General features: G+C 73.8%; 10 protein-coding genes. 6 read left to right on the forward strand and 4 right to left on the reverse strand.

Annotation, left to right across the window (positions count from 1 at the left end; all coding sequences use genetic code 11):
* Positions 1-86: 86 nt before the first annotated feature.
* The 3 genes from ACUYMY_RS07030 to ACUYMY_RS07040 all read right to left on the reverse strand — a co-directional run bounded on the left by ACUYMY_RS07030 (position 87) and on the right by ACUYMY_RS07040 (position 6,465).
* On the reverse strand, positions 87-1,460 hold the full coding sequence (locus tag ACUYMY_RS07030; RefSeq protein ID WP_481702884.1) for a M1 family metallopeptidase: 1,374 nt from the start codon (positions 1,458-1,460) through the stop codon (positions 87-89).
* Positions 1,457-5,431 (reverse strand): Pls/PosA family non-ribosomal peptide synthetase, encoded by a 3,975-nt coding sequence (locus tag ACUYMY_RS07035; protein ID WP_481702885.1) that lies wholly within the window; start codon positions 5,429-5,431, stop codon positions 1,457-1,459. Before ACUYMY_RS07035 ends, ACUYMY_RS07030 begins: the two co-directional genes overlap by 4 nt.
* A 62-nt stretch (positions 5,432-5,493) precedes the next feature.
* Positions 5,494-6,465: a quinone oxidoreductase family protein gene (locus ACUYMY_RS07040; protein WP_481702886.1), complete on the reverse strand. Its 972-nt coding sequence runs from the start codon at positions 6,463-6,465 to the stop codon at positions 5,494-5,496.
* A 114-nt stretch (positions 6,466-6,579) separates the two neighbouring features.
* Between ACUYMY_RS07040 and argC the strand changes: the two genes are divergently transcribed.
* From argC to ACUYMY_RS07070, 6 genes are read left to right on the forward strand one after another with little or no spacing between them, the layout of a single operon-like run.
* The gene (argC, locus tag ACUYMY_RS07045; RefSeq protein ID WP_481702887.1) at positions 6,580-7,626 is read left to right on the forward strand and encodes an N-acetyl-gamma-glutamyl-phosphate reductase; all 1,047 of its coding nucleotides are present in this window, start codon (positions 6,580-6,582) and stop codon (positions 7,624-7,626) included.
* Positions 7,623-8,789, forward strand: a complete 1,167-nt coding sequence (argJ, locus tag ACUYMY_RS07050; protein WP_481702888.1) for a bifunctional glutamate N-acetyltransferase/amino-acid acetyltransferase ArgJ — start codon at positions 7,623-7,625, stop codon at positions 8,787-8,789. The genes argC and argJ overlap by 4 nt, the downstream gene beginning before the upstream one ends.
* A gap of 8 nt (positions 8,790-8,797) precedes the next feature.
* Positions 8,798-9,757 carry an acetylglutamate kinase gene (argB, locus tag ACUYMY_RS07055; protein WP_481702889.1) on the forward strand — a complete coding sequence of 320 codons (960 nt, stop codon included), beginning with the start codon at positions 8,798-8,800 and terminating at the stop codon, positions 9,755-9,757.
* On the forward strand, positions 9,754-11,064 hold the full coding sequence (locus tag ACUYMY_RS07060) for an acetylornithine transaminase (RefSeq protein ID WP_481702890.1): 1,311 nt from the start codon (positions 9,754-9,756) through the stop codon (positions 11,062-11,064). The genes argB and ACUYMY_RS07060 overlap by 4 nt, the downstream gene beginning before the upstream one ends.
* On the forward strand, positions 11,061-12,044 hold the full coding sequence (argF, locus tag ACUYMY_RS07065; RefSeq protein WP_481702891.1) for an ornithine carbamoyltransferase: 984 nt from the start codon (positions 11,061-11,063) through the stop codon (positions 12,042-12,044). Before ACUYMY_RS07060 ends, argF begins: the two co-directional genes overlap by 4 nt.
* Before the next feature lie 10 nt (positions 12,045-12,054).
* Entirely contained in the window at positions 12,055-12,576 is a 522-nt protein-coding gene (locus ACUYMY_RS07070) for an arginine repressor (RefSeq protein ID WP_481702892.1), read from the forward strand.
* Positions 12,577-12,679: 103 nt separating this feature from the next.
* On the opposite strand, the gene ACUYMY_RS07075 is transcribed toward ACUYMY_RS07070, so the two are convergent.
* Positions 12,680-14,134 carry an HNH endonuclease signature motif containing protein gene (locus tag ACUYMY_RS07075; protein WP_481702893.1) on the reverse strand — a complete coding sequence of 485 codons (1,455 nt, stop codon included), beginning with the start codon at positions 14,132-14,134 and terminating at the stop codon, positions 12,680-12,682.
* Positions 14,135-14,394 lie beyond the last annotated feature (260 nt).

Genomic DNA, 14,394 nt, shown 5'->3' on the forward strand with positions numbered 1-14,394 from the left:
ACCTCGCAACGCAGGGAGGTGACCTCGCAACGCAGGGAGGTGACCCCGGATCGTTGGGAGGTGACCCCGGGGCCTGAGGTGGGCGGCTAGGCCGGCAGGGGTGGGAGAGCTCCCGCGGCGAGCCACGGGCGCAGCACCGCCTCGGCATTGAAGCCCCGCGCCCCCGCGCCGACGCGGCCGAGGAGCTCGACGACGTCCGACGTCGTGGCGTTGCCGTGGCGGTGCTCCTCGCCGAGGGCCCGGAGCGCGCGGAAGAACCTGTCGTCCCCGATGGCCCGCCGCACGGCGTGCAGGGCCAGGGCGCCGCGCTTGTAGACCCGGTCGTCGAACATGCGCTCGGGCCCGGGCGCGCCGATTGCGAGGTCAGAACGCTGCCCCGCAAGGAGCCTCCAGGCCGCGGCGGCCCGGGAGTCCACAGTGTCGAGGCCCGCGTGCTCGCTCCAGAGCCACTCGGCGTAGCACGCGAAGCCCTCGTGCAGCCAGATGTCTTCCCATCGCCGCACGGTGACCGAGTTCCCGAACCACTGGTGGGCGAGCTCGTGCGCCAGGAGCCGCTGGGACTCCCACGAGCGGGTGATGTGGTTGCTGCCCACGATCGAGAGCGTCTGGGCCTCGAGTGGGATCTCGAGCTCGTCCTCGGTCACGACGACGGTGTAGTCCAGGAACGGGTAGGGCCCGAACAGCTCGCCGAACAGCCCGACCATGCCGGCCTGGTCCCGCAGCCCCTCGACGGCCTCCTGCCGCAGGCCGGGGGGCACGGCTGCGAACACGCCCACCGGCGGCCCGCCCCGGTGCCGGACCCGCCCGAGCTCGAGGAGCTGGTATCGGCCGATGAGCACGGTCGCGAGGTAGGGCGCCATGGGCTCGTGCACCTCGTACACCCAGGTCTCGCGGCTCGCCTTGCGCCGGTGGCCCACGAGCAGGCCGTTGGAGATGACGCGGTACCCCGCGTCCGCCGTCGTGCTGATCCGGAAGGTTGCCTTCTGGCTCGGGTGGTCGTTGCACGGGAACCATGTCGGTGCGCCGATGGGCTGCCCCGCGACGAGCACGCCGTCGGCGAGCTCCTCCCACCCCACGGCGCCCCACTGCCCGTCGGCGGGTGCGGGGCTGCCCTCGTAGCGGACCTCGACGTGGAAGTCCTTGCCCTTGGCCACGGCGGCGGCGGGGGTGATGCGCAGCTCGTCCCCGCGCTGCACGACCTTGGCCGGGCGGGCGCCGTCGACCTGGACCTTGACGGCCCGCAGCCCGGCCAGGCTCAGCGTGAACGCCTCGAGCCGGTCCGCTGCCGTGGCCCGGATGCGGGCCCGGCCGGCGAGCCGGTTGCTCGCGAGCCGCACCTCGAGCTCGAGGTCGTAGTGCCGGACCCTGTAGGCGTCGCTCCCGTGGCCGGGCGTGTACGGGTCGGGGAGGCTGCCGTTGCGGGTCTTCCTGGTGTTGCTCAGGTGGTTGGAGGGGCTCACCGACGGGGTGCCTCCGGCTCCTTCCAGGGGGCGACCGGGTTGCCGCGCCAGTACGAGCCGGCCGGCACATGCTCGCCGCGCATGACGAGCGACGCCGGCCCGACGGTCGCGCCCGCGCCGATCTCGGCGCCGGGCAGGACGACGCCGTGCGGCCCGAGCGTCGCGCCCTCGCCGAGCACGACGGAGTCGATGCTCATGATCCGGTCGTGGAACAGGTGGGTCTGGACGACGCAGCCCCGGTTCACGGTCGAGCCATGCCCGAGGTCCACGAGGTCCGCCTCCGGCAGCCAGTAGCTCTCGCACCACGCGCCGGGCCCGATCTTCGCGCCGAGGGAGCGCAGCCACCACACGAGCGCTGGCGTCCCGGCTGCGGCGCGCGCGAACCACGGGGCCGCGACCATCTCCACGAACGAGTCCACGACCTCGTTGCGCCATACGAACGGGCTCCACAGCGGGTGCTCGCCCGCACGGATCCGGCCCACGAGGAGCCACTTCGCGGCGGTCGCGGTGCTGGCCGCCAGGCCGCCCGCGGCGAGGAGGACGGCGCCGCACAGCAGCGCCGCGGGGACGTAGCCCCAGGCGGCGGCGATCCAGTCGAGGGCCACGAGGACGACGACGGCGATCGCCACCGTGAGCATGACCGGCACCGCGCGGCACAGCTCCCACGCCGCGCGCGCGACCTTGAGCCTCGTCGGCGGGCGGAAGGTCCGCTCGGCGTCGGCCTCCACGGCGGTGCGGCGCAGGCGCACGGGCGGGCTCCCGAGCCATGAGGATCCGGACTTGGCCTTCTTCGGGGCGGCCGAGAGCACGGCGACGAGGCCGCCCTTCGGCACCGACCGCCCGGCTGCCGTCATGCCCGAGTTGCCGAGGAACGCCCGCTTGCCGACCTTCGCGGGGGCGATCCGCATCCACCCGCCGCCGAGCTCGTAGCTCGCGATCATCGTGTCGTCGGCGAGGAACGCCCCGTCGCCCACCGTGGTCATCTTCGGCACGAGCAGCACGGTCGAGGCCTCGACGTCCCGCCCGACGCTCGCGCCGAGCAGGCGCAGCCACGCGGGCGTGAGGAGGCTCGCATAGAGGGGGAAGAGGAGATCCCGGGCCATGTCGAGCACCCGCTCGGTGGCCCACACCTGCCAGCCCATGCGGCTGCGGATCCGGTGGTGCCCGGGGGTGAGGCCGACGCCGAGCAGGCGCGTCGTGCCGGCGACGAGCCCGAGGTTGAGCCCGAACCACACGGCGGCGGCCAGCGGCGAGGCGGCCAGGAGCGCCCCGGCGGCCTCGTGGAGCGAGCTGTGGCCGAGCGCCGCCCAGACGAGCACGGCCCCGGCCGCGGCGGCCGAGGTGAACGGGATGAGTGCCAAAAGGGAGGAGCCGGCGGCGAAGGCGGCGATCCACGCGCCCTCGCGCAGCCGCGAGCGGCGGCGGGCGGGCTCGGGCCAGTCCGGCTTGGCCTTGCCCACGCGGGCCGCGGGGGAGCCGGAGACGCGGAGCCCGGCCTTGACCCGGCCGGACACTGAGGAGCCTGGGTCCACGATCGCCCCCGCCCCGATCCTGGCACCGGGCAGGAGCGTGCTGCGCGAGCCGATCGTCGCCCCCGCACCCACGCTGATCCCCCCGATGTGGACCCAGTCGCCGTCGACCCACCAGCCCGAGAGGTCCACCTCCGGCTCGACCGACGCGCCGGCGCCGAGCGTCAGCATGCCCGTCACGGGCGGGACGGAGTGCAGGACGGCGTCGGGGCCGACCGTCGCCCCGAGGGCGCGCGCGTACCACGGGACCCACGGCGCGCTCGCGAGGCTCACGGCCTGGGCGAGGTCCGCGATCTGCTCGGCGAGCCACAGCCTCAGGTGCACGCGCCCCGCGCGCGGGTACCGCCCGGGCTTCACGCCGCGCAGCAGGACGCGCGCGGCGGCGACGGAGAGGGCCATGCGCCCCCACGGGCTCACGAAGACGAGCCACGAGGCGGCGATCCACCACCACGAGACGGTCGGCGCCGCGGCGAAGCCGGCCACGGCTGTGCTTGCCGACAGCACGTTGTTCGCCGCCGCGAGGTACGTGAGCCAGCGCATGCCCACGAGGATGAACAGCGGCACGCCCATGAGCGTCTGCGCGAGCTGGGTCCGCCGCGCCGTCGGGCGCACGGTGCGCTCGCGGGCCGGGCCCCCGCCGTCGGGCGCCGCTCCGAGCACCGCCTCGACGAGGGCGCCGACGCGCGGGTGCGCGTAGACGTCGGCGACCGTCACGGTCGGGTACCGGCGGCGCAGGGCGGAGACGAGCTGGGCCGCGGCGAGCGAGCCCCCGCCCTGGGCGAAGAAGTCCGCGTCGAGGCCCGGGGCCTGCGTGCCGAGCACGGCGCCCCACTGCTCGACGATCCACACGGCGTCCTCGGACAGCTCGAGCTCCGCCCCGCCGCCGTCGTCAGCACCGGGCAGCGGCCACGGGAGTGCGCTGCGGTCCACCTTGCCGCTCGTCTTGGTCGGCAGGGAGCCGACGACGGCGAGCACCGGCACGAGCGCGGCCGGCAGCGAGCGCTCGAGGCGCTTCCGTGCCGCGGCGAGATCGGGCTCCATGCCGTCCGACGGCGCGAGGTAGCCGACGAGGATCTGGTTCCCGGCCGCCGTCGTGCGCACCGCGGCCGCGGCGCCGGCGACCCCCCGCAGCGCCTGGAGCGCCGCGTCGACCTCGCCGAGCTCGATCCGCCGCCCGCCGAGCTTGACCTGCTCGTCGGCGCGGCCCTGGAAGAGCAGGCCCTCGGGCTCGTACGTCACGAGGTCGCCCGAGCGGTACGCGCGCTCCCAGCCGAGGCTCGGCAGGGGCGCGAACTTCTCGGCGTCCTTGGCCGGGTCGAGGTAGCGCGCGAGGCCGACGCCGCCGATGATGAGCTCGCCCACCCCGCCCTCGGGGACGGGGGTGCCGGAGGAATCGACGACGGCGAGGTCCCAGCCGTCGAGCGGGAGGCCGATCCGCACGGGACCCGTCCCGTCCATGCGGGCGGCGCATGCGACGACCGTCGCCTCGGTCGGCCCGTAGGTGTTCCACACTTCGCGGCCCTCGACGGCGAGGCGCGCGGCGAGCTCGGGCGGGCAGGCCTCGCCGCCGAAGATGAGGAGGCGGACGTTCTCGAGCGCCTCGGCGGGCCACAGGGCGGCGAGCGTCGGCACGGTCGAGACGACCGTGATGCGCCGCTGGACGAGCCATGGCCCCAAGTCCATGCCCGTGCGCACGAGCGCGCGCGGGGCGGGGACGAGGCATGCGCCGTGCCGCCACGCGAGCCACATCTCCTCGCACGAGGCGTCGAACGCGACCGAGAGCCCGGCCAGGACGCGGTCCTCGGGGCCCAGGGGCTCGTCGGGGAGGAAGAGGCGGGCCTCGGCGTCGACGAACGCCGCCGCCGAGCGGTGGGACACGGCGACGCCCTTGGGCGTGCCGGTCGATCCGGAGGTGAAGATGATCCAGCAGTCGTCCTCGGGGACCGGCGGGCGCGGGCGCGGGAAGGGCTTGGGCCGGCGCCGGTCCACTGTCATCGAGCCGCCGCCGCGGAGGATCCCGGCCACGTCCGCCTCGCCGAAGACGAGCTTGGCCCGCTCGTCGGGGTCGTCGGCGTCGACGGGCACGTAGGCCGCGCCGACGAGCAGGACGGCGAGGATCGAGATGTACAGCTCCGCCGTTCCGGAGGGGATCCGCACCCCGATCCGGTCGCCCGCGCCGAGCCCCGCCGCGTGCAGCTTCCGGGCCCGGGCGCGGACCTCCACGAGGAGCTCGGCGTAGCTCAGGGAGCGGGTCCCGTCGTCGAGCGCGGGCGCCTCGGGGAAGGCCTCCGCGCTCGCGGTGAGGACGTCGATAAGGGTGCGAGGGGGCGGGGTCCGGCCTGAGCCCGGGAGCTGCGGCGCATACGGCTGGGCCGCGGCCTCGAGAGTGTCTGGGGGGATGTCGCTCACGACGGTGCCTTCGGCTCGCTCCGGGGAAGTCATCGCCGCCATTCTTCCACCAGCGCCTCCGCATCCGCGGGAGGCGGGCCGCGAGTGGGCGGCCGCTACGGGACCAGGAGCACCTTGCCAGTGGTCTCGCGGCCCTCGAGCGCGGCGTGCGCCGCGGCGGCCTCGCGCAGGGGGAACTGCGCGCCGATCCGCACCGAGAGGCTCCCGTCGAGCACGGCCGCGAAGAGCTCCGAGGAGCGCCAGCGCCGCTCGGCCGCGTTGAGGAGGTGGTGCTTGAGCGTCGGGCGCGTGACGAAGAGCGAGCCGCCCGCGTTGAGCCGCTGGAGGTCGAACGGCGGCACCTGGCCCGAGGCCGCGCCGAAGAGGACGAGCATGCCGCGGATGCGCAGGCTCGCGAGCGAGCCGTCGAACGTGTCCCGCCCCACGCCGTCGTACACGACGTCGACGCCGGCACCGCCGGTGAGCTCGCGGACGTGATCCGGGAAGTCGTGGTAGTTGATGACATGGTCCGCGCCGGCCTGGACCGCGAGCTCGGCCTTGGCGTCCGTCGAGACGGTCGTGATGACCCGGGCGCCGCGGGCCTTGAGCAGCTGGATGAGCAGCAGGCCCACACCGCCGGCGCCGGCATGGACGAGCGCGGTCTGGCCCGGCTCGACCCGGAAGCTCGAGGTCACGAGGTAGTGGGCGGTCATGCCCTGCAGGGGGAGCGCGGCCGCGGTGAGCAGGTCGACGCCCTCGGGGATCGGGAGGGCCTTGTCGGCGTCGACGAGCATGTACTCGGCGTACGTGCGCTGGCCCTCGGCCGTTGCGATCCGGTCGCCCTTGACGAAGCCCGCGGCCTCGGCGCCCTCGCCCACCGCGGAGACCGTGCCCGAAGCCTCGTCGCCCGGGGTGAAGGGGAAGTCGATCTTGTACACGCCGGCGCGCTGGTACGTCTCGATGAAGTTCACGCCCGCGGCCGCCACGCGTACGAGCAGCTGGCCCGGGCCGGGGTGCGGCATCTCGAGCTCGCCGGGGACGAGGACCTCGGGTCCTCCGGGCTGCGTGGCGACGATGGCGTTGATCATGGGTCTCCTGATTTCTCGTTCCGTTCGGCTCGCCTGACCATCCTAAAGAGTGGTGCCTCTGCCGAGGGTGCATAAATATTGACCCCTATGCATAACTTTGCCTAGAGTGGGCGGGTGACTATTACCGCAGCAGTCTCCGGAGCCAGCGGCTACGCCGGAGGCGAGGTCCTCCGCCTCCTCGCCAACCATCCCGAGGTCGAGATCGGTGCGATCACGGCCCACTCGAGCGCCGGCAGCCGCCTCGGCGAGCTCCAGCCGCACCTGCTGAGCCTCGCGGACCGAGTCATCGCCGAGACCACGCCCGAGAACCTCGCGGGGCACGACGTCGTCTTCCTCGCCCTGCCGCACGGGGCCTCGGCCGAGGTCGCCGCTGCCCTGCCCGAGGGCACCCTCGTGATCGACGCCGGCGCCGACCACCGGCTCGAGGATCCCGAGGCGTGGTTCCGGTTCTACCGCTCGGAGCACGCCGGGACGTGGCCCTACGGCCTGCCCGAGCTGCCCTTGGGCGGGGGCCGCACCCAGCGCGAGCGCCTCGTGGGCGCGCGCCGCATCGCCGTGCCCGGCTGCTACCCGACCTCGGCCCTGCTCGCCCTCACGCCAGGCTTCGCCGCGGGCCTGCTCGAGCCCGACGACGTCGTGATCGTCTCCGCGTCCGGCACCTCGGGCGCGGGCAAGTCTGCCAAGCCGCACCTGCTCGGCTCGGAGGTCATGGGCTCGATGAGCCCGTACGGCGTGGGCGGCGGCCACCGGCACACGCCCGAGATCGAGCAGGGCCTCTCGAACGCGGCGGGCGTGCCCGTCACCGTGTCCTTCACCCCGACGCTCGCGCCCATGAGCCGCGGCATCCTCACGACCGCGACGGCGAAGGTCAAGGACGGCGTCGACGGGGCAGCGCTGCGGGACGCGTGGGAGGCCGCCTATGGCCCCGAGCGCTTCGTCCACCTCCTGCCGACCGGCCAGTGGCCCGCGACGCAGATGGTCATCGGCTCGAACAACGTCGCGCTCCAGCTTGCCTTCGACGAGCACGCCGGGCGCGTGATCGTGAGCTCGGTGATCGACAACCTGACCAAGGGGACCGCCGGGGGAGCGGTCCAGTCCATGAACATCGCGCTGGGCCTCGACGAGGGCGCCGGCCTCGCACAGCTGGGAGTCGCACCGTGACCGTCACCGCACCCAAGGGCTTCCGGGCCGCCGGCGTCACCGCGGGCATCAAGGCCTCGGGCAGGCCGGACATGGCCCTCGTGGTCAACGACGGGCCCGAGAAGCACGCCGCCGCCGTATTCACCTCCAACCGCGTCGCCGCCGCGCCCGTGCACTGGTCCCGCCAGGCCATCAGCGACGGGCGGGCCGACGCCGTCGTCCTCAACTCCGGCGGCGCGAACGCGTGCACGGGGCCGCAGGGCTTCCAGAACACGCACACGACGGCGGAGAAGACCGCCGACGTGCTCGGCATCTCCGCGGCCGACGTCGTCGTCTGCTCGACGGGCCTCATCGGCGAGCAGCTGCCGATGGACAAGATCCTCCCGGGCGTCGACGCGCTCGCCGGGGCACTCTCCGCGGACGGGGGGCACGACGCCGCCGTCGCGATCATGACGACGGACACCGTCCCGAAGGAGGCCGTGTTCACCGGCACCGATGCGCAGGGCATCGAGTTCACGATCGGCGGGATCGCCAAGGGCGCCGGCATGCTCGCCCCGGGCCTGGCCACGATGCTCGTGGTCCTCACGACCGACGCCGACGCGCAGCCGGAGATGCTCGACGCCGCCCTGCGGGACGCGGCCCGCGTGACGTTCGACCGCGCCGACTCGGACGGGTGCATGTCCACGAACGACACGGTCGTGCTCCTGGCCTCTGGAGCCTCCGGGGCCGTTCCGGACACGGCCTCGTTCACCGCCGGCCTCACCCAGGTCTGCGCCGAGCTTGCGCGCAAGCTCATCGGCGACGCCGAGGGCGCGGCCCACGACATCGCGATCCGCACCTACAACGCCGCGAGCGAGCGCGACGCGGAGGTCGTCTCCCGGGCGGTCGCCCGGTCGAACCTCTTCAAGACCGCGATCTTCGGCAAGGACCCCAACTGGGGCCGCGTGCTCTCCGCCGTCGGCACGACCGACGCCGTCTTCGAGCCGGACTCGCTCAACGTCTCGATCAACGGCATCCAGATCTGCCAGAACGGCGGGATCGGGCAGGACCGCTCGCTCGTGGACCTCGAGCCCCGCGAGGTCCACGTCGAGATCGACCTCGCCGCGGGCGACGCCGAGGCCACGATCTGGACCAACGACCTCACGCACGACTACGTGCACGAGAACAGCGCCTACTCGAGCTGAGGACCCCCATGACTGATGCAGGGACCGAACCCGCCAACATTCGCCTCGCGATGGACAAGGCCGAGACGCTCGTCGAGGCCCTCCCATGGATCCAGCGCTTCGCCGGAACCACGATGGTCATCAAGTACGGCGGCAACGCGATGGTCAACGACGAGCTGCGCCGCGCGTTCGCCGAGGACATCGTCTTCCTCCACCACGTGGGCATCCACCCCGTCGTCGTGCACGGCGGCGGGCCGCAGATCAACGCCATGCTCAAGCGCGTGGGCATCGAGAGCGAGTTCAAGGGCGGCCTGCGCGTCACGACCCCGGAGGCCATGGACGTCGTCCGCATGGTCCTCACGGGCCAGGTGGGGCGCGAGCTCGTGGGCCTGATCAACTCCCACGGCCCCTACGCCGTCGGCCTCTCGGGCGAGGACGCAGGGCTCCTGCGCGCCGTGCGCACCGGCGCCGTGGTCGACGGCGAGGAGGTCGACCTCGGGCTGGTCGGCGAGGTCGTCGGCGTCGAGCCCGCCGCGGTGCACGACATCCTCGAGGCCGGGCGCATCCCCGTCGTCTCGACCGTCGCCCCGGAGGTCACAGTCGAGCACGGCCCCGACGGGACCGAGCGCCATGTGCCCACGGGCCAAGTGCTCAACGTCAACGCGGACACCGCGGCCGCGGCAGTAGCCGTCGCGCTCAAGGCGTCCCGCCTCGTCGTCCTGACCGATGTCGAGGGCCTCTACCGCAACTGGCCGGACCGGGACTCGCTCATCTCGCAGATCTCCGCCTCGGAGCTCAAGGACATGCTGCCCTCGCTCGAGTCCGGCATGATCCCGAAGATGGGTGCCTGCCTCAAGGCCGTGACGGAGGGTGTGGACCGCGCCGCGATCGTCGACGGCCGCAGCCCCCACACGATGCTCCTGGAAGTGTTCACGAACGCCGGCGTCGGCACGCAGGTCGTGCCGGACGAGGAAGGAAGCCCCGCATGAGCCAGCAGAATCCGACCGAGGCGGTCGAGACCGCCAAGGCCTCCGAGCTCGCCGGGGCGTCGTCGGGGGCAGAATGGCTCGCGCGCTACACCGACTCGCTCATGGGCGTCTTCGGCACGCCCCAGCGCGTCCTCGTGCGTGGGCAGGGCTGCTACGTGTGGGACGCGGACGGCAACCAGTACCTCGACCTGCTCGGCGGGATCGCGGTCAACGCCCTCGGCCACGCGCACCCGTTCGTGACGAGCGTGATCTCGAGCCAGCTCGCGACCCTCGGGCACGTCTCGAACTTCTTCACGAGCCCCACCCAGGTCGCGCTCGCCGAGAAGCTCCTGGCCATCACCGGGGCGCCGGCGGGCTCGAGGGTGTTCTTCGCGAACTCCGGCACCGAGGCCAACGAGGCCGCGTTCAAGCTCGCCCGGCGGAACGCCGAGAACGCCGCGGGCGGACGGCGGACCAAGGTCGTCGCGCTCGAGGGCGCCTTCCACGGCCGGACGATGGGCGCCCTCGCGCTCACGGCCAAGAAGGCCTACCGCGAGCCGTTCGAGCCGCTGCCCGGCGGCGTCGTCCACGTCCCCTTCGGCGACATCGAGGCCCTGCGCGCCGAGGTCGACACGACGACCCAGGCCGTCTTCCTCGAGCCCATCCAGGGCGAGGCCGGCGTCGTGCCCCTGCCCGAGGGCTACCTCGCCGAGGCGCGCCGCATCACACACGACGCCGGGGCCCTCCTCATCGTCGACGAGGTCCAGACCGGGATCGGCCGGACCGGGAGCTGGCTCGCGATCGACGGCTCGGGCGTTGTGCCCGACGCCGTGACCCTCGCCAAGGGCCTCGGCGGCGGCTTCCCGATCGGCGCGGTCGTCACCTTCGGCGGGGAAGCGAGCGCGCTCCTGTCGGCTGGCCAGCACGGCACGACCTTCGGCGGCAACCCGGTCGCTACGGCGGCCGCGCTCGCGACGGTGCATGCGATCGAGAGCCAGGGCATCCTGACGAACGTCGCCATGGTGGGCGAGCGGCTGCGGGAGCGCCTCGCCGCGCTGCCCGAGGTTTCCGAGGCGCGCGGCCGGGGGCTGCTGGTCGGCTTCGACCTCGCCCTGCCGGCCGGGGTGCCCGACGGCGCGAACCTCGCCGCCGCCGTCGTCAACGCCGCGCTCGAGGCGGGCTTCATCATCAACGCGCCCGGCCCGCGCACGATCCGCCTCGCGCCCCCGCTCATTCTGACCGCCGAGCAGGCCGACACGTTCGTCGACGCCCTGCCCGGGCTCGTGGCCGCCGCGGCCGCGACGCTCATCCCCAAGGAGACCCCATGACGCCCACGACCGTCCGGCACTTCCTCAAGGACACCGACCTCAGCCCGGCCGAGCAGGCTGAGGTTCTGGACCTCGCCGTCCGCATGAAGGCCGCGCCCTACTCCATCCAGCCGCTCGCGGCCGAGGGCTCCGCGCGCAAGACCGTCGCGGTGATCTTCGACAAGACCTCGACTCGCACGCGCGTCTCCTTCTCCGCCGGCGTGACGGACATGGGCGGCACGCCGCTCATCATCAACCCGGGTGAGGCGCAGATCGGGCACAAGGAGTCGGTCGAGGACACCGCCAAGGTGCTCGAGCGGATGGTCGCCGCGATCGTGTGGCGCACTGGCGCGCACCAGGGGCTCGTGGACATGGCCGCGAACTCGCGGGTGCCCGTGGTCAACGCCCTGTGCGACGACTACCACCCGTGCCAGCTCCTCGCGGACCTGCTCACGGTCAAGGAGCACAAGGGCGACCTCGCAGGCCTCACCATGGCCTACCTCGGCGACGCGGCGAACAACATGGCCAACTCGTACCTGCTCGCGGGCGTCACCGCGGGCATGCACGTGCGCATCGCCGGTCCCGAGGGCTACCTCCCCGCTGCCAACATCGTTGCCGAGGCCGAGGCCGTCGCGGCCCAGACCGGCGGCTCGGTGGTCGTCACGAGCGACGCCGCGGCGGCGCTCGCGGGCGCCGACGTCGTCGCGACGGACACGTGGGTCTCGATGGGCCAGGAGGCGGAGAAGGAGGCGCGGATGCAGCTCTTCCGCGACTACTCCGTCGATGCCCGCGCGATGGCCAAGGCCGCGGCCGACGCCGTGTTCCTCCACTGCCTCCCGGCCTACCGCGGGTACGAGGTCGCCGCCGAGGTGATCGACGGCCCGCAGTCTGTGGTGTGGGACGAGGCGGAGAACCGCCTGCACGCCCAGAAGGCGCTGCTGGCGTGGCTCCTGCACCGCTCGGGCCAGGCCGTCGTGGATGGCCTCCCGGCCGCCCCGTGAGGCCGAGCGCATGAGCAGCCAGACGCCGTCGTCCGCCCCGCAGACCAAGGCGGCGCGCCAGGCGCGGATCCGCGCGATCCTCGCCGGCCAGTCCGTGCGCTCGCAGGCCGAGCTCGCGACGCTGCTCGCGGACGACGGCGTGCTGGTCACCCAGGCGACCCTCTCGCGGGACCTCGTCGAGATCGGGGCCGTGCGCGTGCGCGGCACCGATGGGGGCCTCGTCTACGCCGTGCGCGGCGAGGGCGGCGACCGGAGCCCGCGGACGGGGCTCGACCAGGAGGTGCTCGACGCGCGGCTCGCGAAGCTGTGCGCCGAGCTCCTCGTGACGGCCGAGGCGAGCGCGAACATCGTCGTGCTGCGGACCCCGCCCGGCGCGGCGAACTTCCTCGCCCTCGCGATCGACCACTCGGTCATCCCCTCCATCCTCGGCACGATCGCCGGGGACGACACGGTCATGATCATCACCCGCGATCCGGCGGGCGGCGAGGCCGTCGCGGCCCGCTTCCTCGAGCTCGCCTCACAGGGGGCGTAGCGACAACCCGGATTTCCGTACGACGGGCCTCTCCCCGCGTGCAGTGGCGTGGCGAGGGGCCCTGTCGTGTCGTGGGGGTCCTGGCAGGGCTGCTTCCTCATGGTCAGAAGGGTGGGGGTGGGTCGCTGTGGGGGTAGGTCCTGTGCTTCCGGCCGGAGGGGCCGGTCCATTCGAGGGTCCCGGGCGGCAGTGGTGGGCTCTCCTGGTCGGTCTCCTGCCCGGCTGTCTGCTGGGCGCCGATGTGGCGGACTTTCCAGTAGCCGAGGGTCTTCTGGCGGTGGTGTTCTCGGCAGAGGAGGGCGAGGTTCCCGACGTCGGTCTCCCCGCCTTGGGACCATGCGTGGGTGTGGTCGGCCTCGCAGGCGGGGCCGGGCTTGTCGCAGGCGGGGAAGGTGCAGGTCGCGTCGCAGAGGGTGAGGAAGCGGCGCATCGCGGCGGTGGGGGCATACTTCACACGGCCGATGGCCAGCGGGGCGCCGGTGTCCGGGGCGACGACGAGCTTCGTCCAGGTCTTGATCTCCGCGGCGAGGCGGCGGGCGGCCTCGGGGTCGATGGGCCCGTAGCCGAGGATCTCCCCGGGCGTCTCTGAGGTGCCGGCCAGGGTGGCGGCGGGGACGGTGATGACGAGCTCGGTCCGCACGCCCCCGGCCGGGCCGCTGGCCGAGCCGGTCCCGGTGGTGAGGAGGAGGTCGGTGAGGGCGTCGGCGCGCAGCTGGTTGATCGTGCGGGCCTCGTCGGGGGCCTGGAGGGAGCGGGCGATCGCCGTCAGGCGGGTGTCGATCAGGGCCCCGGTCTCGAGCGGGATCAGGGCGGTGAGGTGGGCCATGCCGTCCCCGCACGGGGTGATGTCCACGCGCCGGTCGGCCAGGGCCTTGGCCTTGCGCTGGGCGAGGGGCGTGTCGGCGTAGCCCTCGGCGAGGCGGCGCAGCCTCCTCCCGAGGGCGCCGGGGGTGGGGACCAGGTCGGGGTCCTCGGGCGCGGCGATGGCCGCGGCCGCGGCCGCGAACTTGGCCAGCTTCGACCTGGGGATGGGGATGGCGGCGTCGAGGATGACCGCGGCCCGGCGCCGGGTCATTCTGCCGGCGCGCATGGCGGCCAGGACGGGGGCCATGCTCGGGTGGGTGAGGGCGAGGGCCTCCTCGACCATGGCGCGGGTGGTGCGCTGGGCGAGCTTGAGGACCGCGGCGGCCTCGGAGGCGGCCACGGCGGGGGCGTCGAGCCGGTCCACGGGGACCTCGCTGGAGGAGCCCTCGGCGCGGGTGAGCGCGGCGAGGAGGAGGACCCTGTCGGCGTCGAGGCGGGCCTGGTCGGCCTCGTTCGCCTCGAGGGCGTCCAGGACCTCCGCGGCGCGCTCGAGCCGGATCTGCGCCATCGCCGCCCCCGGCGAGGGCAGCTCGCCGGATGGGTCCGACGGACCTCCCACGGCCCCGGCTCCCTGGTCACCGGTCGAACCCTCGGCCTCGGCCGGGGCCTCGCCTTCGGCCGGCGGTTCCTGGCCGGCAGGCGGCTCCTGGCCGGCCGGGAGCGGCTGGTGGGTGTGGCCCAGGCGCACCGGCACACGTCCTTCGTCCCCGGGAGCGGGTCGAACAGGTCAGGGTCGAACCGCGGGGCCTCGATCCAGCGCACCTTCCCGGAGCAGATTGCGGCGAAATCCTCCGGGCTCATCGGGTCCACGACCCCGAGCTCCTCCGGGCTCAGGTCATCCCAGCCCTCGGGCTCGGCCACGTCCAGGTCCGGGTCCCAGTCCGGCCCAGGCGACCCAGGGAGGGGCACGCCAAGGGCAGCCGCCTCCTCGAATCCCTGTTCCCCTGCCATGGA

This window comes from Sinomonas sp. T428B (assembly GCF_056780155.1).

Bases quoted from the DNA above. Each gene is read 5' to 3' on its own strand.
- ACUYMY_RS07035 (WP_481702885.1), bottom strand. From the start codon at position 5,431: ATGACTTCCCCGGAGCGAGCCGAAGGCACCGTCGTGAGCGACATCCCC.
- ACUYMY_RS07040 (WP_481702886.1), bottom strand. From the start codon at position 6,465: ATGATCAACGCCATCGTCGCCACGCAGCCCGGAGGACCCGAGGTCCTC.
- argB (WP_481702889.1), top strand. From the start codon at position 8,798: ATGACTGATGCAGGGACCGAACCCGCCAACATTCGCCTCGCGATGGAC.
- ACUYMY_RS07060 (WP_481702890.1), top strand. From the start codon at position 9,754: ATGAGCCAGCAGAATCCGACCGAGGCGGTCGAGACCGCCAAGGCCTCC.
- argF (WP_481702891.1), top strand. From the start codon at position 11,061: ATGACGCCCACGACCGTCCGGCACTTCCTCAAGGACACCGACCTCAGC.
- ACUYMY_RS07070 (WP_481702892.1), top strand. From the start codon at position 12,055: ATGAGCAGCCAGACGCCGTCGTCCGCCCCGCAGACCAAGGCGGCGCGC.